Raw genomic sequence first — 25,823 nt, 5'->3', positions numbered from 1 at the left:
AAGTGCATAAAAAAGACCTGGCGCTTTCGCACCAAGTCTTTCATTAAAACCGTCAACCTATTTCAGGACGGGACAAAATGTAGTTTACTTTTTTTGTTGCGCATCGAGAGATTCACCGTTTACATCACTCGAGTCATCACTCATTAAATATAAATACGTTGGCATTAAATCTTCTGGGGTAGCAAGCTTATCGCGATCCTCCCCTGGGTAGGCTGATGCGCGCATAGAGGTACGCGTTGCGCCAGGGTTTATACAATTTACACGGATATTGGTTTTACCTACTTCGCAGGCCCATGTTTGCATCATGCCTTCAACTGCAAATTTAGATATTGCATAAGGCCCCCAAAATTCGCGCCCTTTACGGCCAACGCTTGATGAAGTGAAAACAATAGAGGCATTTTCTGATTTACGCAGCACAGGGAATAGCGCTTTGGTGATCATTGCTTGCGCAGTAACATTCACTTTCATGATGTTTTCAAACGTAGAAGAGCAAAAGTGCTCAAGTGGCCCTAGCGAACCTAAAATACCGGCATTATTTAATAAGCCGTCTAATCGGCCAAATTGACTTTCGATTGTAGCTGCTAAATCACGGTAGTTTTGTTTTGTCGCGCCTTTTAAGTCCATTGGCACAATAGCAGGCTGAGGGTAACCAGCATTGACAATCTCATCGTAAACGCATTCGAGCTTATTTGTTGTTTTACCAAGTAAAATAACTGTCGCGCCATGCTTTGCGTAGGTAATTGCTGCTACGCGGCCAATACCATCGCCGGCACCTGTAATTAAAATTACTTTATTTTGAAGTGCATTTGGAGTTGCTTGATAAGTTTGCATATAAATACCAATTTATAAAATTTTTTTGATTTTAACATAGCAAATCGTCAAGTAATCGAATTTATTGAAAATTTAGGTGGCGGAATTATAAACTTTACGTTAAGTTTAACTGGTCTAATGTCTCATTAATAAACTGATTACATTGTTTTAACTTTACTACACTGATTAAACACACTTACTTTGAACGAACACACTATAAAAATAAAGATATGTGCGGAGCCAACAATATGAAAAAAATGCTACTCTCACTCTCGGTTACAGCTGCGTTAGCAGGTTGTGGCGGCGGAGAAACATTAGAAGATGTTAAAAACGATACTGCAACCATAATACCTAATGCCACGGTGACCTTTGACCCTGCGAATGGGGTTTTATCTGTCCCTAACGATTTATTAATGAGCGGCACTCAAGACGGCACAATTAATATTCCAGGTGAATTAGACGATGATAACGTCTCTGTGCCTCGCACTGCTTATGCAGATCCGCAATTAGCGCTAGGTGCGTTAGATGGCTGGTCATCGCAAGTGCCTTACAAAATTGATTTAACTTTCCCTACAGGTGTGTCGCTTGATGAAACCTCTGCAGCGTCGCCTGGTACAGTAAGAATTTTTGAAGTGGTTATGGGCGCAAGCTTAACTGATGCAGAATGTGCTGTTGTTACAGCTGGTTCAGCGTGTAAGTTGGTAGGCGAATTAACCTACGGCGTAGACTTTATTTCTCAAGCCTCTGGCGATGCAGTAGCTATTATCCCATTAAAGCCTTTCACACCAGGAAGTTCATACATAAATGTATTAACCACTGGATTAAAAGACTCTCAAGGGCGTTCTATTCAGCCTTCTTCTACTTACGCTTCTGTAAGTGAAGAAGCGCCATTGATTACTGATGCTCAGCTTGGTCTTCAAGCGGCAGTAAATAGCTATGAGAATGTGGTTGTAAGCTCAGGTGATATTACTAAAGATGATATTATATTTTCTGCTGCTATGACCATTCAATCAGCAGGTACTGTGCTTGGCACAATTAAAAACTTACTGGCAGCTAGCTTACAAAATGATGCTTTGCCAACACCAATGGTAAGTGTACCTGAACAAGCAATGGTAAATGTGCAGCAAGTATTTGCAGCTGCGGGTGTTAGCGTATCGGATGCGTTCTCTGGTGTGCAATATTTAAAAGGTAGCGTTATGTTACCTATGTATTTAGGCACCCCAACAGGCACTGAAATAAGTGATTTAAATGATACATATTGGCAAGGTATGTGTGATAACGCGGTAGCTGTTTTAGGTTACAAAGCTGCAGCAGGCGAAGCTTTCCCTGCAGAGCCAATTAGCGATAATGATGGGCTTTGTGCTGCGTTAAGTGACGGACAGTTGCGTGATTTAGGTTTAGACACTACGCGTCATTTAACTAAGTATAACTCTATTCCTAAAGTGCAAAGCATGGCGAATGTGCCAGTGCAAATAACCAAACCTATTTTACCGGTTATTAATTTTATTCGTGATTCACAAGGTCTTGATCCAATTGAAATGCCAGAAACTGGCTGGCCAGTTGTTATTATGCAACACGGTATAACAACAGACAAAGAAAGCATGTTGGCACTCACTGCACAACTTTCAATTCAAGGTTTTGCCACAGCGGCAATTGACCATCCTCGCCATGGTGAGCGTGGTGTAGATGTTGATGCTGATGGGACAGATGACTTTAATGCGACGACGGGCTCAGTACTAAGTTACATGAACTTAAACTCGTTGTTAGTTGCTCGTGATAGCTTGCGTCAATCATCAGCAGATTTATTAGGCTTACGCTTAGGTTTAAACTTTATTAATGATGCGACGATTAACGCACAAGATGTAACCTATGTAGGGCATTCTTTAGGCTCTATTGTTGCACCTGCATTTATAGCTCAGGCTAATACTCCGCTTGCAGATACAGTTGACCCATTATTTAAGGTAAACACGGTAGCACTTGCCAGTGGCGGTGGCGGTATAGCAAGCTTTTTACTTGAATCGGCTGCGTTTGGGCCATTTATTCAAGGTTCTGTATTATCGCAAGCTGGCACAGCAGAGTCGCAAGAGTTTAACGAGTTTTTACAAGCGGATGCTATTTCAAACTGTGGTACATTATTACCAGATATGGAAGCGTTTTTAACTTGTGGCTATCAGGCGTATGTAACCTCACTTACTACGGCAGGGGAAACTACAAAACTTGCTAACATTCAAGCGGTAATGACCGAGTTTGCTTTTGCAGCGCAAACCGCACTTGATAGCGGAGACCCAACAAATTACGCAGCAGCGGTAAATGCATTAGGTACCCCTGTATACACTAATGTAGTTGTAGGCGATGGCGCAGATAACAAACCAGACCAAGTTATTCCGCCAGCGGCAGCAAATAACCCTATATCGGGCACAATTCCGTTAGCAACATTAATGGGGCTTGAAACAGTAAGCACTTCACAAGCACTAAGTGAAACCCCAGCGAGTTATTTGGTGAAATTTACAAAAGGGCACCATGGCTCAATTTTAACGCCAGCACAAGACGATGCCCAAGCGGCAACTGTTGAGGGCAGTGCAGCAGCAAACGCTGAAATGCAGCTCCAAGTAGCTACTTATTTAGCTGCACGCGGGCGTATGTTATTAGTCAGTAACCCAGAGGTTGTGACTGATTAATCAGCAAATACCTTATTAACCTTGAAAAGCCACTGTTTAGTGGCTTTTTTTTGTTATAAAGCATGATAAATTAGCTTAAATTTATAAATGGAGAGACCAGTTGGAATTTTTATACGAATACGGTTTGTTTTTTGCTAAAACGGTTACCTTTGTTATTGCTATTGCAATTATTTTAACCCTTATTGTGGGTTCAGCAGTAAAGCCTAAAGCTAAAAAAGGAGCCATAGAAATAGACGATTTGTCTGAGCAACTAGATGACTTAAAACACAGCTTTTTAGAAAATACTTTAACTAAAAAAGAGTTAAAGGCGCATCATAAAGCGCAAAAAGTCGAGTCTAAAAAAGCGGCAAATGATGAGCCGAAGCCACGCCTATATGTTATTGATTTTATAGGTAGTATGGACGCTCATGAAGTTGAAAGCCTACGCGAAGAAGTGACCGCAATTATTGCCATTGCTAATCCTGAGAAAGATAAAGTATTAGTTCGCTTAGAAAGTGGGGGCGGCGTGGTGCATGGCTATGGTTTAGCTGCATCGCAATTACAGCGTTTTAAAACTGCAGGTATTAAGCTTTCGGTTTCTATTGATAAAGTAGCAGCGAGTGGCGGTTACATGATGGCCTGTGTGGCCGATGAAATATTAGCGGCTCCTTTTGCTATAGTTGGCTCTATTGGTGTAATTGCACAAATACCTAACTTTAATAAAATTTTAAAGAAAAACGATGTAGAGTTTGAGCAAATTACAGCAGGCGAATTTAAACGTACGTTAACTTTGTTCGGCGAAAACACAGATAAAGCCCGCGAAAAGTTTCGTGATGAAATAGAGCAAACACATGGTTTGTTTAAAGAGTTTGTAAGCAGCCAACGGCCAACACTTAATATTGATAATGTGGCAACGGGCGAGCACTGGTTTGCAACACAAGCAATTGAAAAGGGCTTAGTTGATGTAATTAAAACCAGTGATGATGCGTTATTAGAACAGCAATCTGAGCGTCAAATATACAAAGTAAAATACAAAATTAAGAAAGGATTAAGTGATAAGTTAGCAATTGGGCTTAGTAGCTCTGTAAATAAAGCAGGCGTTAATTTAATGTCGCGTTTTAAAGCAATGAACCCATAAAGCGTTATTAAAGGTAATAAAAAACCCTTGCATAGCAAGGGTTTTTTTATGAGCTTAAATAATTACTCAGTAGATTTGTGGTAATCTTCTAAGTCTTTAGCTGCGTTCGGGTCGTTAAATATTGTTTCATCTAATTGACCTTCTGATTTAGCAACCACACAAGTTACCATACAGTCACCCGTTATATTAACGGCTGTTCGCGTCATATCGAGTAATCTGTCAACACCAATAATAATTGCAATCCCTTCTACTGGTAAACCTACTTGGTTAAGTACCATTGCAAGCATGATTAAACCCACACCAGGCACACCCGCGGTGCCTACCGAGGCAAGCGTTGCGGTTAGAATAACCATTAAGTAATCAGAAATCGTTAAATCAACAGCAAACACTTGTGCAATAAATACTGTTGCCACGCCTTGCATAATAGCTGTGCCATCCATGTTAATGGTAGCGCCAAGCGGAATAGTAAAAGAGGCAACCGAGTTATTAGCGCCGAGTTTTTTGGTCGCAGTTTCAAGTGTAATAGGCATAGTCGCGCTTGAGCTTGAAGTGCTAAAACCAAATAAACACGCGTGTTTCATTTTAGCTAAAAAGGTAAGCGGGTTAAGACCTGTTAATACTTTTAAAATAATACTGTAATTAATAAATGCGTGAATTAATAACGCCGCCACTACTACAAGGAAGTACTTAGCTAGGCTGAGTATTAATCCCATTTCGATAGTGGTAAAAAGTTTAGCCATTAAAAAGAACACACCGTAAGGTGCAATGTTCATTAGTAGCGTTACTAGTTTTAAAATAACCGTGTTTAAATCTTCAAATACTGCGGCTACACGTTTACCTGCTTTGCCACTTAGCGCCATTGATACACCAAATAAAAGCGCAAACACAATAACTTGCAGCATGTTCCCTTTAGCCATCGCTTCGAATGGGTTAGTAGGGAACATATCGATAATCACTCGCGCTAAGGTAGGGGCTTCTTTAGCATTGAAGCTTGCATCTGATGGCAGTGCAATGCCTTGACCTGGGTTAAATAATAACGCCAGTGAAATAGCTACAGTAATTGCCACGGCAGTTGTAACTAAATATAAGCCAATCGATTTACCACCTAAACGGCCTAATTTTTTAGGATCGCTCAAGCTACAAGTACCACATACAAGCGATACAAATACCAGCGGCACAACCAACATTTTTAAGCTGGCAATAAAAATTTGTCCGCCAACATGGAAAAGGCCATCTACAAAAAAAGCTTTAATTGGCAAAGAGAATAACCCAAGAGGAATTAGATAATCGTCTTCACCAGCTAATATAGCCTGAAATAAAAAGCCTACTGCAATACCCAGTGCCATGCCAATCATGATACGGGTAGTTAAACTCATTGAACGTATTTTAGACATATTCCCTAATCTATTTTTTCAAATTTGCCATAGACTACCAGCAAGGAAATATTTACTACAGAAAAAAATAGCCTTTGCGGAATTATTTACATAAAAAAGTGACAAAAAACTGTGATATTAGACTAAGTTATAGGTTAATATTAGGTAAACAATTATATGAATAATAAATAGCTAACTAGGGAGAGGGCGATGCCTTTATTACGATGGCTAAGTATCTTGTTTATAAGCTCATTGGTAGCCGCTTGTGGCGGCGGTGGGTCGTTAGATAAAGATACATCCACTGGCGGAAGTGACGAAACAGAAGAGCTAAATTATGTAGTGTCTGTTCAAGGCTATAGTCAATCAAGTACAGATGAAGCGAATTCTGTTACAGCTGATGAACCGTTAACTATTTCGGCAATGCTCACTAATAGTGGGGCAGTTGTTGTTGGCGAAGTAGTCAATTTTAGTCTTAATGGTGACATCGGATCGCTAGATCCAGTTTCAGGCACGGTTTTAACCAACACTGATGGAGTTGCATCAATTACTCTGACGGCTGGCGACACTGCGGGGGCTGGTATTATTACCGCCACCTATATTAATGGTGAAGATACTTACAGTGACTCCTTTGGTTTCACATCTGATGGCTCTGAGAGCGATGACTCCAGTGTGAATGGTACTATTGAACTTGATGTTTCAATTTTAGATAGTACTGGTTCACCATTTACAACTGATAACCCCGTTAGCAAAGATAATAAAGGTACAGTTACTGCTACCTTGTTAGAAGAAGATGAACCTTTGCAAGGCCAGCTAATTTCTTTTACAACTAATTACACTGGTAAAATCACACCTGTGTTAGGTACTGCATTAACAGACGCGAGTGGTCAAGCTTCCGTAACGCTCAGTAGCGGTGATTCAAAAGGTGCGGGTCAAGTCGTTGCTATCTATACGGATGAAAGCGGTAATAGCATCACTAAAGTTGCAGGCTTTATTTCAAATGGTGATGATGCACCTGTGGAAAGTGCTGAAGCAGAGCTTGATATCAAGTTATTACAAGGCTGTGCAAGTGATTGGGATGCTAATCGCAACACAACATCCCTCGAAGGCACCTATCTAGCATCTGGTTGTAATGTTGTAAATCAATTCTCTTCTGATGAACTTATTGACGTTATGATTAAAGTCACAGATACAAGTTCTGGTGATGGTATTGATGGCATTATAGCTGAGTTATCTACAGACCTTGGTGCCTTGTTACCAGAATCAGGTAAAGCACTAACAGATAACTTTGGTTTTGCAATTTTAAAATTACAGCCAGGGGCAAACAGTGGTGCTGGAGAAGTATCTGTTACTGCTAAATCAGTTACTGCTTCAAAAGCATTTGAAATCGCTACAGCAGAATTAAGTGTTGAAATTTCAAATGGTTTATATAATAAATTAGATGAAGCTGGCAATGTGATTGATAACGAATTTGTGCCACTAGCAGCTGGAGCTACAACGGTTATTTCAGTAAATATTTATGATACAGATGGAGATTTGTTTGTAACTCCACTAGATGTTGAATTTACATCTGGTTGTGTTGAATCTGATCTTGCGGTAATGGATGATACTGCAACGAGTATTAGTGGTATTGCAACAGCGACATACCGAAGTAATGGCTGTAATACATCACAAGGCGATACGGTTACAGCGACAGTGCTTACTGGTGGTACACCAAAAGTTGTTACAGTTAATGTACCTGTATCGGCTGCCGCAGTAAGCTCGATTGAATTTGTTGAAGCATCAGAAAATGTACTTGCACTAAAAGGGACTGGTGGAGTTTCTCGTAAAGAAATCAGCCAACTTACATTCAAATTAACAGATGAAATAGGTAATACTGCAAAGCAAAAGCGTTTAGATTTTCGTTTAAGCTCGACTAATGGTGGCATATCACTTTCTGAAGTTACAGATTCGACCGGTTATTCGCATGCTAGTGTTTCAACAGATTCTGAAGGCTTAGCACGTATTCAAGTGAACTCTGGTTTTGTTCCTCAGGCTGTGCGTGTGCAAGCTTGCTACATCCCAGATGAACTTATTCCAGCTGACCAAAACGACAATGTTACATGCTGGAAAGAACTTTATGATGAGTGTCTTCTTGATGACGCAGAGCGTGATGCCAATGTTTCATGCCCAACCGGAGAACTCTCACTAGTTTCATTAGATGAGCAAGTAATAACAGTATCTGATTTAGTTTCGATTAGTTCAGGTTTACCTGATGGCAATAGTTTCACCGCTGCACCAACTAACTTCAATATTGAAGCGTTAAATTATACCGGTGATATTGAAGACGTTAATGTTTATTTAGCTGATCATTTTAACAACCCTGTTCCTGATGGGACTTCGGTATACTTAACAACTGAAGGGGGTGCTATTGGTACCATTGATGGTGCAGAATTTAATGCGCAGTTAGAGTGTAATACAGTCGACGGTCAGTGCGTTGCTCAATGGCGTTCACAAAACCCAAAACCATTCACAGATGCAAAATGGGGTAATACAATTAACAGTATTAACCCTAAAACTAATGAAATTAACTGTGATCTTTACTTTGGTTCTGCAGCACCTTGTATGGCCGGTATTTTAAATGCTGCTTTCAATGAAAATGGCGTCCCTCTTGGTGGTCGTGCAACAGTGCTTGTTACCGCTAAAGGTCAAGAATCGTTCATTGACATTAACGGAAATGGGCGTTTTGATACCAACGAATATTATAGTGGTTATGATCTAACAGAGGCATTTATCGATCACAATGAAAATGGTGTTTATGATGGCTTAGCGGGTATTTATGATCCTGTTACAGCGACAGTGATAAAAGCCGCTGATAACTGTCAAGAAGGCGATAGTGATGATCCATGTAGCCCAGAGAACACAAATGCTGGCCATTTTGAAGAAAACTGGGATATTGATCTCAATGGCATGCACACGCTAGCTGATGAAAAATACAATGGTTTAGTATGTAAAGCAGAAGCAACAACACCAACAGAAGGTGACACATTTGAAAGCCTTTGTACTAAAGAACTAGTTGATATTCGTGATTCTTTTGAAATCATTATGTCGGGTAGTACCGCATACAGTAGATTTGTGGTCACAAAAAGTGAGTTACGTAATCGCTTTGCTGAAGCATTAGAAGAAACAGTTATAGATGATCCTACAGTATTTACTGATAATGCTATGCAGCTCGCACAGGATATCGAAGAGTGTAATAATATCTATCGTCAAGCTGACACTCAGTCTGGCGCTATTATCTTGAGCTTAGAAGCAACCGATAACACAGATTACTGCGATGTAGGTTCTATCAACATTACTAGTACTGATTTGGGGAATCAGCTATCAGCATTAACTTTCGCTGTTTACTACTCTGATATATATAATAACCCCATGCCTGCAGGTACCAATGTAGCTATATCTGCTGATAATGGTGAGTACAGCGGTACAGACGGTTTTGATATTCGCAATTCAAGTGCAACGTTTGCATTTGGTGAAGCTCTATCAATTAGCCGTGAAGCAGAAGGAAATGATAAAACGGAAGGATTCTTAACCGTTGAGTTTACGACTGGTAAAGGCAATATTTCAACAGCTCAAATTGCAATAAGTGATGATGGTTAATATGTAGTCAATTGTTTAATTAAAAAAAAGCCAACCTTAAGGTTGGCTTTTTTATTTGTGTTCTATATATTCCACAGCAATTATTTTAAAAACACCGGTTTGTATAATTTAACAACAAAAATTGTTTGTTTATTCAGTAAATACTGAAAAGTTTGTATTAAAAGCTTGTAACAATAGGTGTTTGTAGATATACCTATAAATATTCGCGCCGTTTATGTCGGCAAAACACATTTAAATATTTGGTTAGAAATAGGCAACTATGGGCAAATCGCTAGTAATTGTAGAGTCACCTGCTAAGGCTAAAACAATTAATAAATACTTAGGTAAAGACTTCATCGTAAAGTCCAGTATTGGACATGTGCGTGATTTACCTACTTCAGGTTCGAACAAAGCTAAAGTACCGGCGACTAAAACGCCAGCTGAAGTTCGTAAAATGGAGCCTGAAGAAAAGGCAGCGTATAAACAGCAACGAGATTACACTAACTTAGTTGCACGTATGGGTATTGATCCTGAAAAAGGGTGGGAGCCACATTACGAAATTTTGCCAGGTAAAGAGAAAGTAGTTCAAGAGTTAAAAAAGCTGGCCGAAAATGCAGACCAAGTTTATCTCGCAACGGATTTGGATAGAGAAGGGGAAGCAATTGCTTGGCACCTTCAAGAAATTATTGGTGGTGAGCCTGAAAAATATAAACGCGTTGTATTTAACGAAATTACAAAAAATGCGATTCAACAAGCGTTTGAAACACCTGGTGAACTAAATACCGACATGGTATATGCACAACAAACACGCCGCTTTTTAGACCGTGTAGTTGGCTTTATGGTATCGCCGTTATTATGGGCTAAAGTAGCGCGCGGGCTTTCTGCTGGGCGTGTGCAATCGGTTGCGGTACGTTTATTAGTAGAGCGCGAACGTGAAATTAAAGCGTTTATACCTGAAGAGTTTTGGGATATACACGCCGATGTTAAAAATACTGAGTCACAATTACGCTTAGAAGTCACCAAACAAGCAGATAAGCCATTTAAGCCGGTAAATGAGGCTCAGGCTACAGCCGCAGTTAAAAGCCTTGAGACAGCCGAATATAAAGTAATAAGTGTTGAAGAAAAACCCAGCAAAAGCCGCCCAAGTGCGCCTTTTATTACTTCAACCATGCAACAAGCCGCCAGTACACGTTTAGGCTATGGCGTTAAAAAAACAATGATGCTTGCACAGCGCCTCTACGAAGGCGGTTACATTACTTATATGCGTACCGATTCAACTAATCTGTCAAAAGATGCAGTTGAAATGTGTCGTGATTATGTAACGCAAGAGTTTGGCGCAAAGTACTTACCTAAAGACCCAATTAGCTACAGCTCTAAAGGCAATGCACAAGAAGCGCACGAAGCGATCCGTCCTTCAAGTGTCACTGTACTTTCTGGGCATGTTGAAGGTGTTGATGCCGATGCCAAAAAACTGTACGAATTAATTTGGCGTCAGTTTGTTGCCTGTCAAATGGTGCCTGCAGAGTACGACTTAACAACACTTACTGTGGCCGCTGATGAGTTTCAATTAAAAGCAAAAGGGCGAGTACTTCGCTTTGATGGTTGGACAAAAGTGCAACCTGCGGTACGCAAAAAGAATGAAGAAGATCAATCTCTGCCAGCAGTAAAAGAAGGCGAAGTACTTAGTTTAATTGAGCTTGACCCTAAGCAGCACTTTACTAAACCGCCAGCGCGCTTTAGTGAAGCAAGTTTAGTAAAAGAGCTTGAGAAACGTGGTATTGGTCGTCCATCTACGTACGCATCAATTATTTCAACAATTCAAGACCGTGGTTATGTACGGGTAGAAAACCGTCGTTTCTTCGCTGAAAAAATGGGCGAAATTGTTACCGACCGTTTGGTTGAAAACTTCACTGATTTAATGAACTTTGATTTTACCGCAAAAATGGAAGGTCGTTTAGATGATATCGCCGAAGGCGAGCGTGAATGGACCCAAGTGCTTGATAAGTTTTATGCTGATTTTTCTACGCAATTAAACATAGCCAAAGATGAGCCAGAGCAAGGCGGAATGCGCCTTAATCAAATGGTCGAAACCGACATTGACTGCCCTACGTGTGGCAGAAAAATGGGTATTCGCACGGCATCTACAGGGGTGTTTTTAGGGTGTACAGGTTATAACTTACCGCCTAAAGAGCGTTGTACAACCACTATGAACCTAGTATCAGGGGATGAAGCGGTTGCGGCAGATGTTGAAGACATTGAAACTGAAACATTAATGCAAATGAAGCGCTGTCCAATCTGTGAAACGGCTATGGACTCTTACCTAATAGACGAAACCCGTAAATTACATGTTTGTGGTAATAACCCTGCATGTGAAGGGTATATCGTTGAGCAAGGTACCTTTAAAATTAAAGGATACGATGGGCCTATTATCGAATGTGATAAATGTGGCTCAGACATGGAGCTTAAATCGGGCCGTTTTGGTAAGTATTTTGGCTGTAACAACGAAGAGTGTAAAAATACGCGTAAGTTACTTAAAAACGGCGAAGCTGCGCCACCAAAAGAAGATCCTGTGCACATACCTGAACTTGAATGTGAAAAGTCAGAAGCTTATTTTGTTTTACGTGACGGGGCTGCAGGTATTTTCTTGGCGGCTAACACCTTCCCTAAGTCACGCGAGACGCGAGCGCCTAAAGTGGCTGAGCTAAAGCGTTTTAGAGAGCGTATTTCACCTAAGTTTTATTACTTAGCTGATGCGCCAGAAAAAGATCCTGATGGCAATTTAGCCGTAGTACGTTATAGCCGTAAAAATAAAGCGCAATACGTGATGACTGAAGTTGACGGAAAAGCCACAGGCTGGACTGCTCACTACGAAGCGGGTAAATGGGTAGAAGAAGCGAAGAAAAAAGCAGCGCCTAAAAAGAAAGCGGCTGCAAAAAAATCGCCAGCTAAACCTAAAGCAAAAAAAGAAGCTGAATAAACGTTAAAATTTATTTAGCCTAAGACAAACAAAAACCGGAATACACAGCCTGTGTCATTCCGGTTTTTTATGATTATATGCGTCGCAATGGCTTTATTAGCCGCATATTTTTTATTGTTTAGATTTGTACAGTAGATACTTTTTTGTAGCCTTCAGACTCTAATTCATCATTAACGCATTGAAGAACATAGCCAAATAGATCGTCGTTACTTACATCATCATCTTTAGCCCAATTTACACACATATCTGTGTATTCTTTAATTGTTTGTGCAGAAGCTACTGGTGCATCGTCTGCGATTGCAACCGTTGCAGATACAGCAAAAAGTGGTGCAACTATTAATGCTAGCAATGCTTTATTCATTTGTTGATTCCTAAATAAATGGTTTTACGATTTAAATACATTTTAAAGCTGTATTTAAATAGTGCCCAATGCAGAACAACTCTGTTGGTGTAGTGATTTTTAATCGAAATTAAAATAAAAGATAACGAAAAATTTTTATCGTCAAGATGAGTAAATTACGCTTAAATAATTATATAAGTAATTGTGTTGTAATAAATTATAAGCTAAGGTCGCTTTTTTATAAAAAGATAAGTTAATGTCAGAACACCAATCAATACCAACCAGTACGCCTCGTAAAATACACAAAGTAGAGCAGGGCTTAGAGTCGTTTATATTTAAAGGGCGCTGGTTATTAGCCCCGTTTTTTGTAGGCCTACTATTTGCTGTAATATTGCTATTAATAAAGTTTTTTAAGCAACTTTATTTAATGGGTATTGCCACTTTTAGTGCAACAAACCAAGAGTTATTAGTGGGCATACTTACCCTCGTTGATACCGCTTTACTGGCTGGTTTATTACTTATTATTATTTTTAGTGGTTATGAGAACTTTGTTTCAAAGCTTAATATTGAGGGCCACGAAGATAGGCCGTCATGGATGGGAAAAGTAGGTTTCTCAGGCTTAAAAATGAAGCTTATTAGCGCAATTGTTGCTATATCTGCGGTTGAGCTTTTAAAGGTATTTATTAATTCTAATATTCATTCAAGTGAGGAGCTATTTTGGAAAGTGATTATCCATGTCACCTTTGTAAGCTCTGGCGTGTTATTTGCGCTCACTGATTATTTAAATAGTAAAACACAATCACATTAGAAAGGTTAAGTTAGTGGTTTGGTGGCCTGTATTTCGTCTTAAAACCGGCTATAGCAGTCCCACTATTTGAGCGCACAAAAAAGCCCGATAAAATCGGGCTTTTGAGCATCATACGTCAGGGCATTCTCATTTTACAAAAGCAAAGTAACAGCCAAAACCACTCATGTTTAGCTTGTTACCATCTAAACTAGCATTACAATGAGATAGTGAGTCATGCGCCTCAGTCACTGTTTTAGTCAACTCAAATGTTTGATTGGTATCAGCTAAGTTAAACACACATAACATAGTTTGCTCGTTTAGCGTTCTGTAAAAAGCGAGGATAGGCTCAGCAGTATCAATAAAATTAATATCGCCTGCTAATAACACAGTATGCTGTTTACGCCATGCCATAAACTCACGGTAGGCATTAAGTATAGAGTTTGCATCTTTATCTTGTACAGACACAGCCTGCTGCGTATGCGCGCTATCAACCGGTAACCAGGGTTTAGCAGCACTAAATCCTGCGTTTTGTGTGTTGTTACCTTCCCATGGCATTGGCGTTCTACAGCCGTCGCGACCTTTAAAGTTTGGCCAAAAGGTAATGCCGTATGGGTCTTGTAGGTCTTCAAATGCTACAGAGGCTTCACCTAGCCCCAGCTCTTCACCTTGGTACATACATACGCTACCACGTAATGAAGCAAGTAGGGCTGTAAGCATTTTGCATTGTGCTGGGTTTATTTCACCATTTTGGCTCCAGCGGCTCGCAACACGCTCTACATCGTGGTTGCTAAACGCCCAGCACGGCCAACCTTCAGTCATGCGTTGCTCAAGAGTCTGTACGGTTTCTCTTATGTATTCACTTGAATAATCATCAGTGAGTAGCTCAAAACTATAGCCCATATGCAGCTTATCACCGCCTTGGGTATATTCTGCCATTGTTGCCAATGAATCTTCCGATGAAATTTCACCAAGTGATACAGTACCCGGGTATTTATTAAGTAGTGCACGTATGTCTTGCATAAACTCAATGTTTTCTGGTTGGGTGTTATTATAATAATGGTACTGAAAAGCATATGGGTTATCTTCACTAAAGCCACGGCCTTGGCGTTTATCTTTAGGCTTTGCAGGATTGTCACGTAATTGTGCATCGTGGTAGCAAAAGTTAATAGCGTCTAATCTAAAACCATCTACACCTTTTTTAAGCCAAAACTCTACATTTTCTAAAACAGCTTTTCTTACATCTGGGTTATGAAAGTTTAAATCAGGCTGTTCGGTTAAAAAGTTATGTAAATAGTATTGACCGCGACGAGGCTCCCATTGCCAAGCACCGCCACCAAAAATAGATAACCAGTTATTAGGCGCTGTGCCATCTTCTTTAGCATCTGCCCATACGTACCAGTCAGCTTTATCATTGTTTTGGTTTTCGCGGCTATCTAAAAACCATTGATGTTGATCTGATGTATGGCTTAACACTTGGTCAATAATAATTTTAATGTCGCGTTTATGTGCTTGATCTATTAACTCATCAAAGTCGTTTAGGTCACCAAATATGGGGTCTATATCGCGATAGTCACTTATGTCGTAGCCAAAATCTTTCATTGGAGATTTGAAAAAAGGAGAAATCCAAATAGCGTCAACGCCTAAGCTTTTAATGTAATCAATGCGATTAATTATCCCTTTAAGATCACCAATACCATCGTTATTGCTGTCTTGAAAGCTTCGCGGGTAAACCTGATAAATAACCGCACCTTTATACCACTGCTGTTGGGCCATGCTTTTCTCCGTCGTTCCACACAGTATTTATATTGTTATTAGTTTGATTGAAACAATCACTAAATTTTCAAAAAGCATACGTGAAGGGTGCTGCTCTGTAAAAAGTCTGCATACGTATGCAGCTAATTTACTTACATAAAAGCGGTTTTAGCTAAGCGGAAAGTTACCCATAAAAACCGCTGCAGCACTTTTACCAATCGTGTTTATTTATGTGTAACTAAAACAACTGGCTATTTTGGTGCTTATTTTTAAAGGGCTGCACAGCTTTGGTGATTTCATTCTTTGGTCAGACCAATTTAATCTGATAATCTTTACAAAAGATATGCGTGTAAATTTATAAAAAACCTTTAATTAACGCTATTTACAAACGATGACAAAGGGATTTCAGTTAAATAATTGATGTATTTTTATAATGATAATAAATCACTAAGTTGCACCAATATAAAACCATTTAAAACAGTGGGTTAAAGTTTTATTTGTGAACTCATTGTTAACTTTTAGCCTTTTACATAGTACTGAATACGTATGCATAAAGTTGTTAATAAAATAATTCGAGCGTTAATATTGATGCTGACAACAAAATTAGCTCGCCTGTTTGACTATCACTCAAATAAAGAAGCGAGTATCACAATATGGGTAACGGGAAAAACATCATGTCTATGTTCAAACCAAGTATATTAACGTTGGCAATGGCTACTGCAGGATTAGCAAGCTTTGCCTCTGTAGCAGCACAAGAAGATACAGTTAAAAATGATGACGTTGAGGTTATCGAAGTAAAAGGCTTTCGTGGCAGTGTTGTAGAATCAATCAACACAAAGCGTTTTTCTACTCAAGTCGTTGAGTCAATTTCAGCTGAAGATATAGGTAAACTTCCTGATTCATCTATTGCTGAGTCTATTGCACGCTTACCAGGTTTAACGGCGCAGCGCCTAGATGGTCGCGCAAGTAGAGTATCAATTCGTGGTTTTGGTGAAAACGAAAGTGGCACTACATTTAATGGCCGCGAGCAAGTATCTATTGGCGATAACCGCGGCGTAGAGTTTGACCTTTACCCATCAGAAATTATGAGCGGCGTTACCGTTTATAAAACACCTAATGCAAGTATTGAAGCAGAAGGTATTGCCGGTGTTATTAACATGCAAACCGTACGTCCTTTAAGTAAAGGCGAGCGTGTATTTCAAGTTAATGGCCAGTACGAGCAAACTAGCTTTGATAAACTAAACCCAGACGGTAACGACGATGGTTACCGCGGTACTATTTCATACATTGATCAATTTGCAGATGACACCATAGGTGTTGCGTTTGCACTAAATACCATGAGCTCTCCAAATCAAGAAAAACGTTGGAACTCTTGGGGTTACCCTGAATTTACTGCTGATGATGGTCAAACGTACTCTATATTAGGGGGTGCAAAACCATTTGTACGTTCATCAACCCTTGAACGTGACTCAGCGATGCTCGTACTAGAGGCCGCGCCTACAGACAAATTAAACATAACGTTTGATGCGTTATATGTTGATTTTACAGATGAAAAAATCTTACGTGGTATCGAAATCCCATTCGCATGGGGTCAAGGTTCGATTGACCCTGCAAGCGTAGCTGTAGATGACGCAAGTGGCTTTATTACCAGTGCGGTAACAAATGGCCAACGTGTGGTTGTTCGTAACGACTACGAAGAGCGTGAAGCAGAACTAACCGCGTTTGGCTTTAACACTAAATACGATATTGATGACTCGTGGTCAGTAGAGTTTGACGCAAGTTACTCTCAAGTAGACCGTAAAATTTGGAGCCTTGAGAGTTACTCTGGAACAGGCCGAGGCGATGCTCGCGGTGTTGCAGATAACCTAGGTTACACATTTAACGGTGGTAATACAGGTGCTACGTTTACTCACGATTTAGATTACAGCGATTACAGCTTAATGCAATTAGGTGGTCCTTTATCATGGGGTGCAAGCTCTGCTTTAAATGATAAATATGGCTTAACGGGCACCGAGTATGAAAACCAAGCGCAAGATGGTTTCATTAATGCACCTACAATTGAAGATGAGTTATCTACGTTAAAACTAGCGGCATCTAAAGTATTAGAAAACGAGTACTTTAGCTCAATTGAATTTGGTATGTCTTATAAAGAGCGCGAAAAAACCAAAGATTCGCAGGGCTTCTTTATGACGTTATCTGGGTTTTCACTTGATAACCCGGGTTTAGTTACCGTGCCAGAGCAGTATCGAATGGGCAGCGTTGATTTAGACTTTATTGGCATGGGCGATATGATTGCCTACGATGTAAATGGTCTTGTTAATGACGGCTACTACGACTTACTAGATGAAAGCTTAACAAATACGAGCCACTTAACTAAATCGTGGACCGTAAAAGAAGAAATTACCTCTGCATTTGCACAAGCTAATATTAATGCCGAAGTAAGCGGCTTAGCGTTAACGGGTAATATCGGTGTACGTTACGTTCACACTGATCAGTCATCGCAAGGTAATGCATTTAGTACTGTAGATGGCATTGTTGTGGCATCACCTACCAATATTAGCCACGATTATTCACACGTTTTACCAAGTTTGAACTTATCACTTGCGATTGATGAGCAGCAAACAGTACGTTTTGGTGCAGCTAAAACAATCTCACGCGCCCGTTTGGACGAGATGAACTCATCTATTGATGCATCATACAACACAACGCCTGATGAAAACGGTAACTTTTGGTCTGTATCGGGTGGTAACCCTAACCTAGAGCCTAAAGAAGCAACTGGTTACGATTTAACGTACGAAAACTACTTTAGCGATGAAGGTTACTTCTCTGCTGCGTTTTTCTATAAAGACTTAACCCAGTGGATTTTTGACGGCACATACGAAATTGATATGTCGGGCGTTGCTGACCCATCAACAGGTGAAATACCAGCTACTTCTGAAGGTACTGGCAGTGGTAAAGTAAATGGCGGTGGCGGCGACCTATACGGTTACGAGCTATCTCTCGCATTGCCATTTAAAATTTTCCACCCATCACTTGAAGGTTTTGGTTTAATTGCAAGCCATACCGGTATTGAATCAGACATTGAAGATCAAAACGGTAATGAGTACGAGCTACCGGGTCTGTCTGACAAAATTCAGAGCTTAACGGTTTACTACGAAATGAATGGTATTCAACTGCGTACCAGCATGCGTAAACGTAGTGCCTTTAAAGGTGATGTATACGGGCTAGGTTTTGATACCGAGCAAGTGGATATCCTAGGCGAAACAATTTGGGACATTCAAGCTGGCTACGACTTTAGTGAGGCCGGTGTTGAAAGCCTTGAAGGGTTATCAATTCAGTTCCAAGTTCAAAACTTAACAGAAGAGCCGTTTACATCGCTTTCTGGCGATAACGCGCTACAAGTTCGTGACTACCAAGATTACGGACGTACTTACTTGTTAGGCTTTAGCTACAAGCTATAATAAAGGTTGTGTGTAGGAGCCCTTGTAATTTGTTTTACAAGGGCTTTTTTATAGCTACTTTATCTAAATTTTATCAAACTTAACAAAGCTTTAAACTGTAAACGTGGACAATAATATGAAACCAATAAAACACGTCGTAATCGCAGGCGGGGGCACGGCAGGGTGGATAACAGCCGCCTTGCTTAATAAAGTGTTAGGTAAAGTAATTAAAATAACCCTTATTGAGTCAAGTACTATTGGCACTATAGGCGTGGGTGAAGCAACAATTCCGCCTATTATTCAACTTAACAATGCACTGGGTATAAACGAGCAAGATTTTATAAACGCTACAAATGCATCTATAAAACTAGGAATTGAGTTCGAAAATTGGAAAACCCCCTCTCATAGCTACATGCATGCTTTTGGCTCATTTGGAAAAGACTTCCCCTTTTGCGATTTTTACAATTTTTGGGTAAAAGGACATATTAGCGGTGCAGAAGAAAGCTTATGGGACTTTTCTCTTAACTACCAAGCGGCTAAACAGCATAAATTTGCACCCTTAAATACCCTACCTAATACACAATTGCCTGGCTTGAGTTATGCGTATCACTTTGACGCAACGTTATATGCTGAGTTTTTAAAAAAGCTCGCAACATCACGCGGTGTTGAGCATATTGATGCCAAAATAGAGCAGGTTGAACAATGCCCTCTATCAGGGAATATAAAATCATTAACCCTTGGTAACACACAGCAGATAAATGGCGACCTTTTTATAGACGCTACAGGCCAGCGCGCCTTACTCATAGAGCAAACCCTTAACACAGGTTTTGTCGATTGGTCTCATTATTTACCGTGTGATAGCGCCGTAGCGGTGCAGTCTCAAGGTACTAGCGAGCTAAAACCTTATACGCGTTCAATTGCACACAGCGCAGGCTGGCAGTGGCAAATACCGCTGCAAAGCCGAATAGGAAATGGCTTGGTGTACTGTAGTCGTTATTTATCTGACGATGCGGCAACGCAGTTATTATTAAATAATTTACCCGCTGAGCCAATGACTGAGCCGCGGGTGATTAAATTTAAAACAGGACGGCGGTTAAAACAATGGCATAAAAATGTGGTATCGGTTGGCCTTGCCAGTGGCTTTTTAGAGCCGCTAGAGTCTACCAGTATTCATTTAATACAAAGTGCCGTAACCCGTTTAATAAAGCTGTTTCCACACAATGGCATAAGCGAAGCTTTAGTTACTGAATTTAATAAGCAAAGCGTGATAGAAATAGAGCACATTCGTGATTTTATAATATTGCATTACACACTAACAGCGCGAGAAGACTCCCCATTTTGGCGACAATGTAAGCAAATGGACATTCCTGACTCATTGGCCCATAAGCTCAAATTATTTAAGCAAACCGGCAAAGTAGTTCGCGAAAACGACGAATTATTTGCCGAAGTTGCCTGGCAACAGGTGTTTATTGGCCAAGGGCTTATCCCCGAAGATTACAACAGCATTGTTGACTCACTCAGTAGTGAACAACTAAACGATTTATTCTCAACACTAAAAACGCTTATTACCTCAACGGTAGATCAATTACCCACTCATAAAGATTTTTTAGCAAAAATTAAAAAGGCCTGATGATGCAACTTTTAAAAAAACTTTTACTTGTAAGTGCCTGTACTTTACCAACCATTAGCTACGCACTTGACGTTGAGCCAGCTAATTGGTGGGTTGGCATGAACAAAAACACGATTACCATCATGGTTCATGAGCAAAACATTGCAAACGAGCAAATTAAATTAGCTAAATACAACGGCGTTAAGTTAAATAAACTAACCCGTACCGATAATCCAAATTATGTATTTTTAAATATTACCATTACCGACGCCGCTAAAGCCGGAACGCTTGAGTTTAATAGCAGCGAAACGAGCAATAACTTTGAGTTTCCACTTCTTGAGCGAGATAAAAACAGCGCTCAGCGTCAAGGGTTTACATCAGCTGATACGCTTTATTTGATTAACCCAGATCGCTTTGCTAATGGTGATAAACAAAACGATACTGTCGCAAGCATGTTAGAAGCGGCAAACCCGAGTATAAAAGGTGGGCGCCACGGTGGTGATATTCAGGGGGTTATAAACGCGCTTCCCTATTTAAACGACTTAGGCGTAACACAGCTTTGGCTAACGCCTGTGCTTGAAAACAACATGCCCAACTATTCTTATCATGGTTATGCAATTACAGACTTTTATAAGGTTGACCCACGCATGGGCTCAAACCAGCTATACAAAACGTTATCAGTAAAAGCAAAAGAGCAGGGTATAGGGCTAGTAATGGATATGGTTCTTAACCATTTTGGCTCTGAGCATACTTGGGTTAAAGATAAGCCAACTAAAGATTGGATTAACTTTAATGGTGAATTTAACAATGGCAAAAATGCCACCAGCCATGCGCGCCAAACCATACAAGACCCACACGCCAGTGAATACGATAAGCGCCAGTTTAACGATGGCTGGTTTGTAGAAACCATGCCTGATTTAAATCAGCGCCAACCACTGTTAAGTGAATACTTAATTCAAAATGCGATTTGGTGGATAGAGTACGCCGATTTAAGCGGCATACGTGTTGATACCTACTCATATTCAGATAAAGCATTTTTGAGTGATTGGACAAAAGCCATAATGCAAGAGTATCCAGACTTTAATATTGTTGGAGAGGAATGGACGTCTAACCCTGCTATTGCCTCTTACTGGCAACGTGGAAAGCATAACCAAGATGGCTATACATCAAGCTTACCAAGCGTTATGGACTTTTCGTTGCAAGAGTCGGTAATTCAAGCGCTAAATGAAGATGAAAGCTGGAACACGGGTTGGGTTAAAGTATATGAATCGTTAGCTAATGACTTTTTATACCCTGATACAAATAACATTATGGTATTTGCCGATAACCACGATATGAGCCGTGTTTACACTGAGCTTGGCCAAGATGTAGCCAAAACAAAAATGGCGATGACCTTGTTTTTAACCACACGTGGCATAGCGCAAATGTATTACGGTACTGAAGTACTATTAGATAACACCCCAAGTAAAGACCATGGTGATATTAGAATCGACTTCCCCGGCGGGTTTGAAGGGCAAACTCGTAATGCCTTTACCAAAGAGGGCTTAACAAAACAGCAAAAAGAGATGCATAACACCATCAGTACGCTGCTTAACTTTAGAAAAAACAGCTCAGCATTAGATAAAGGAAAGCTTGTACATTTTACGCCTCAACAAGGGGTTTATAGTTATGCGCGTATTAGCGATGAGCAAACAGTGTTGGTATTTATGAATAAAAACACACAAACGCTACAAAAAAATATTGAGTATATGCAAGAGGTAATGCCTAACAGCACAACAGCATTTAATTTATTTACTCAAAAAACACAAAAGCTTGGCAAAACCATTGAATTACCAGCGATGAGCGCAACGGTACTCGTTATGAATACGCCACAATAGTGACCTGAATACGTATGCAGCAACTGTATGGTTGCTGCAGTAATCTTTAGTATAAAGTTAATAACAATACTGACAAAAAAGACACACAATGAAAAAATCAGTTTATGTACCCGCAGTACTGTGTAGTGCACTTATTGCTACAGGGTGTTCAGAAAATAACAAACCTGAACAACAGCAAGCACCTGCCCACACGCAAAATGAGCTTACCAAGCCGGTTGTATATCAAGTATTTACGCGTTTGTTTGGTAATACCGAAACAGCCAATGTGCCATGGGGAACTAAAGAGCAAAACGGCGTAGGTAAATTTGCCGACTTTAACGACGCAGCCCTCAAAGGCATTAAAGAGCTAGGTACCACGCACGTTTGGTATACCGGTGTATTACACCACGCGTTAGTGGGCGATTATACCGACTACGGCATTTCACAAGATGACCCCGATGTAGTAAAAGGCCGCGCAGGGTCACCGTACGCAATTAAAGATTACTACGATGTTAACCCTGATTTAGCCGTTAATGTAACAAACCGCATGGGAGAGTTTAGCCAGCTTATTGAACGTACACATAGCCACGGTATGAAAGTCATTATTGATATAGTGCCTAACCATGTTGCCCGTAATTATCAATCACTTGGAAAGCCTAAAGGCGTAGAGGATTTCGGCGCACAAGACGACACCAGTAAAACGTACGATAAAAATAACAACTTTTATTACGTGCCTGGGCAGTCATTTCAAGTGCCTACCTCTACAACTTATACCGTGTTAGGGGGAAAGGCTCACCCACTTGCGGATGGCTTTTTTGATGAAACACCTGCTAAATGGACAGGTAACGGTGCCCGTGCACCAAAACCCGATATTAACGATTGGTACGAAACAGTAAAAGTAAATTATGGCGTAAAGCCAGATGGGAGCTACGATTTTGCTCAGCTGCCAAACGATTACAAAGACAAGGATTACCGTGCTCATTATGCATTTTGGCAAGATAAAGAGCTACCAGATAGCTGGTACAAATTTAGAGACATTGCACTTTTTTGGCTAGACAAAGGCGTTGATGGCTTTAGATACGACATGGCCGAAATGGTACCGGTTGAATTTTGGAGCTTTTTAAATTCGTCAATAAAAATGCAAAAAAGCGATGCCTTTTTATTGGCCGAAGTATATAACCCGTTAATGTACCGTGCCTATATTCAGCAAGGTAAAATGGATTACCTTTACGATAAAGTCGGCTTTTACGATACCTTAAAAGCGATAATGCAACTTAAACAACCTGCCAATAGTATTTTTGATGCGCATCAAAGTGTGCTCGATATAGAGCAACACATGCTGCATTTTTTAGAAAATCACGACGAGCAACGAATCGCAAGCCCGGATTTTGCGGGTAATGCCCAGTGGGGTAAACCTGCTTTAGTTGTTTCTAATTTAATTAGCCGCGCGCCAACACTTTTATATTTTGCTCAAGATGTGGGAGAAGATGGCTCTGAAAACGCGGGGTTTGGAGCGCCGACACGTACCAGTATTTTTGACTACATTGGCGTTCCAGCGCACCAAGCATGGATGAATAACGGAAAATTTGATGGCGCTAACTTAACCGCAGAGCAAATAGCACTTCGTGAATACTACAAAGCGGTTATGTCACTTAATAGTTTACCTGCTGTAGTAGGCGGAGAAATGTCGGCACTTAACCTTTTAGGAAGTGAGCGTGTTGTTGGTTTTACCCGCTCTTTAGGCCAGCAAAGTGTCTATGTGTTAAGTAACTTTAGCGAGCAGCCACAAACAGTTACGGTTAATTTATCAAAGGCACAATTAGGTGCAATGAGTGAGAATACGCTATTAAATGATTTACTTGAAAATCACACCACCGAGCTTAAAGCTCACCCGCAAGGCGCTACATTTAACCTCACACTTGATGCATTTAGCAGCGCAGTATTAACAAATAAGGCTAATAATGAATAATCAAAATAATAATACCGATAAGCCAAATTTAAGTTTTTGGCAAATATGGAACATGTGCTTTGGCTTTTTAGGCATACAATTTGGTTTTGCCCTGCAAAACGGCAATGTAAGCCGAATATTTCAAACATTAGGCGCACAAGTTGATGATATTCCCATTTTATGGGTTGCAGCCCCGCTTACCGGTTTAATTGTACAGCCAATTATTGGTTACTGGAGTGACAAAACCTGGGGTCGCTTTGGTCGTCGTCGTCCGTTCTTTTTTATAGGCGCAGTGTTAACAACGCTTTCACTATTTATTATGCCGCATTCACCAACGCTTTGGATTGCCGCAGGTATGTTATGGATCATGGATGCGTCAATCAACGTAACCATGGAACCGTTTAGAGCGCTTGTTGGCGATAACTTGCCAGAAAAACAGCGCGCGACAGGTTACGGTTTACAAAGCTTTTTTATTGGTATTGGTGCGGTGTTAGCCTCGGCGCTACCATGGATGATGACCAACTGGTTTGATGTAAGTAATACCGCAGCCCCAGGGCAAATTCCTGAATCTGTTAAATACTCATTTTATTGGGGCGGGGTGGTGTTACTTGTTGCCGTGCTTTGGACCGTTGCACGTACTAAAGAATATAGCCCTGAGCAATTAGCGGCTTTTGAAAAGCAAAGCGCTCAACCTACAACAAGCAAATTGGTTGATATTAACTTTAATAAAGGTGCCATTATTTTTGTGGTACTGGGTTTAGCAACTCTTGCATTAGTCATGGGCTTATCCCTTGAAAAAGAATTATACCTACTTGCTGGTGGTTTATTAGCCTTTGGTATTGTGCAGTGGATTGCAGCGGCGCTTAAAAGTGCGAATAAAACCCAAGGTGGTTTTTACCAAGTAGTACAAGATGTATTTACTATGCCAGAGGCCATGAAGCAGCTTGCTTGGGTGCAGTTTTTTAGCTGGTTTACTTTATTTGCTATGTGGATTTATACCACCGCTGCAGTAACAAGCTTTCATTATGGTAGTAGCGATGCAACCTCTAAAGCATTTAACGATGGTGCAGATTGGGTGGGTATTTTATTTGCCGCCTACAATGGATTTGCCGCAATTGCCGCTATGTGTATTCCGTTTTTAGTTAAAAAAATGGGATTAAAAGGCGCGCATTGCTTTAATTTATTGCTGGGCGCGTTAGGTCTTGCAAGCTTTATGTTTATTCAAGACCCTAAAATGTTACTTATACCTATGATTGGAGTAGGGTTTGCGTGGGCGTCTATTTTATCACTCCCGTATGCCATGTTAAGTAACGCACTACCGAGTAACAAAATGGGCGTTTATATGGGGATTTTTAACTTTTTTATAGTTATACCTCAGTTACTTGCCGCCAGTGTTTTAGGGCTTATTTTACGCCACGTATTTTCTAATCAGCCTATTTACGCATTATTAATTGGTGCAGCTTCGTTTGTTGTTGCTGCTGTTGCAGTAATGCGCGTTAAAAATTCTCATTAAGGACACAC

14 protein-coding genes are annotated in these 25,823 nt (G+C 40.4%); 10 read left to right on the top strand and 4 right to left on the bottom strand.

Going from position 1 to position 25,823, the window contains the following annotated elements; genetic code table 11:
• Positions 1–84: 84 nt before the first annotated feature.
• Positions 85–831, bottom strand: coding sequence for a YciK family oxidoreductase (locus MTF64_RS11745; protein WP_004587787.1), 747 nt, complete (start codon positions 829–831; stop codon positions 85–87).
• A gap of 227 nt (positions 832–1,058) precedes the next feature.
• Here MTF64_RS11745 and MTF64_RS11740 point away from each other — a divergent pair, with 227 nt between their 5' ends.
• Together MTF64_RS11740 and sohB are read left to right on the top strand one after the other, a co-directional pair.
• A complete protein-coding gene (locus MTF64_RS11740) occupies positions 1,059–3,488 on the top strand; it encodes a VolA/Pla-1 family phospholipase (RefSeq protein ID WP_248451503.1) in 2,430 nt (809 codons plus the stop codon).
• 100 nt (positions 3,489–3,588) lie between these two features.
• Positions 3,589–4,605, top strand: coding sequence for a protease SohB (sohB, locus tag MTF64_RS11735; RefSeq protein ID WP_064385519.1), 1,017 nt, complete (start codon positions 3,589–3,591; stop codon positions 4,603–4,605).
• A 62-nt stretch (positions 4,606–4,667) separates the two neighbouring features.
• On the opposite strand, the gene MTF64_RS11730 is transcribed toward sohB, so the two are convergent.
• Positions 4,668–5,999, bottom strand: a complete 1,332-nt coding sequence (locus MTF64_RS11730; RefSeq protein ID WP_004587790.1) for a dicarboxylate/amino acid:cation symporter — start codon at positions 5,997–5,999, stop codon at positions 4,668–4,670.
• Between the two features lie 189 nt (positions 6,000–6,188).
• On the opposite strand from MTF64_RS11730, the gene MTF64_RS11725 reads away from it, so the two are divergent.
• A complete protein-coding gene (locus MTF64_RS11725; RefSeq protein ID WP_248451502.1) occupies positions 6,189–9,614 on the top strand; it encodes a hypothetical protein in 3,426 nt (1,141 codons plus the stop codon).
• A gap of 259 nt (positions 9,615–9,873) precedes the next feature.
• On the top strand, positions 9,874–12,570 hold the full coding sequence (topA, locus tag MTF64_RS11720; protein ID WP_248451501.1) for a type I DNA topoisomerase: 2,697 nt from the start codon (positions 9,874–9,876) through the stop codon (positions 12,568–12,570).
• Positions 12,571–12,688: 118 nt separating this feature from the next.
• On the opposite strand, the gene MTF64_RS11715 is transcribed toward topA, so the two are convergent.
• Positions 12,689–12,931 carry a hypothetical protein gene (locus MTF64_RS11715; RefSeq protein ID WP_004587793.1) on the bottom strand — a complete coding sequence of 81 codons (243 nt, stop codon included), beginning with the start codon at positions 12,929–12,931 and terminating at the stop codon, positions 12,689–12,691.
• Positions 12,932–13,166: 235 nt separating this feature from the next.
• On the opposite strand from MTF64_RS11715, the gene MTF64_RS11710 reads away from it, so the two are divergent.
• Positions 13,167–13,718: a TIGR00645 family protein gene (locus MTF64_RS11710; protein WP_248451500.1), complete on the top strand. Its 552-nt coding sequence runs from the start codon at positions 13,167–13,169 to the stop codon at positions 13,716–13,718.
• 126 nt (positions 13,719–13,844) lie between these two features.
• On the opposite strand, the gene MTF64_RS11705 is transcribed toward MTF64_RS11710, so the two are convergent.
• Positions 13,845–15,470, bottom strand: coding sequence for an alpha-glucosidase (locus MTF64_RS11705; RefSeq protein ID WP_248451499.1), 1,626 nt, complete (start codon positions 15,468–15,470; stop codon positions 13,845–13,847).
• Between the two features lie 653 nt (positions 15,471–16,123).
• Between MTF64_RS11705 and MTF64_RS11700 the strand changes: the two genes are divergently transcribed.
• The 5 genes from MTF64_RS11700 (at position 16,124) to MTF64_RS11680 (ending at position 25,815) form a co-directional block, all read left to right on the top strand.
• Positions 16,124–18,910: a TonB-dependent receptor gene (locus MTF64_RS11700; protein ID WP_248451498.1), complete on the top strand. Its 2,787-nt coding sequence runs from the start codon at positions 16,124–16,126 to the stop codon at positions 18,908–18,910.
• Between the two features lie 115 nt (positions 18,911–19,025).
• The gene (locus MTF64_RS11695) at positions 19,026–20,519 is read left to right on the top strand and encodes a tryptophan halogenase family protein (RefSeq protein WP_248451496.1); all 1,494 of its coding nucleotides are present in this window, start codon (positions 19,026–19,028) and stop codon (positions 20,517–20,519) included.
• The gene (locus tag MTF64_RS11690) at positions 20,519–22,375 is read left to right on the top strand and encodes a glycoside hydrolase family 13 protein (protein ID WP_248451494.1); all 1,857 of its coding nucleotides are present in this window, start codon (positions 20,519–20,521) and stop codon (positions 22,373–22,375) included. The genes MTF64_RS11695 and MTF64_RS11690 overlap by 1 nt, the downstream gene beginning before the upstream one ends.
• Before the next feature lie 88 nt (positions 22,376–22,463).
• On the top strand, positions 22,464–24,323 hold the full coding sequence (locus MTF64_RS11685; RefSeq protein ID WP_248451492.1) for an alpha-amylase family glycosyl hydrolase: 1,860 nt from the start codon (positions 22,464–22,466) through the stop codon (positions 24,321–24,323).
• A complete protein-coding gene (locus MTF64_RS11680) occupies positions 24,316–25,815 on the top strand; it encodes an MFS transporter (protein WP_248451491.1) in 1,500 nt (499 codons plus the stop codon). Before MTF64_RS11685 ends, MTF64_RS11680 begins: the two co-directional genes overlap by 8 nt.
• The last annotated feature ends 8 nt before the right edge of the window (positions 25,816–25,823 follow it).

The organism is Pseudoalteromonas sp. 2CM41L, assembly GCF_023161905.1.
Lineage (GTDB): Bacteria > Pseudomonadota > Gammaproteobacteria > Enterobacterales > Alteromonadaceae > Pseudoalteromonas > Pseudoalteromonas atlantica.
The sequence above is the reverse complement of the archived record's forward strand: the minus strand, read 5'-3'. Positions and strand labels throughout refer to the sequence as shown.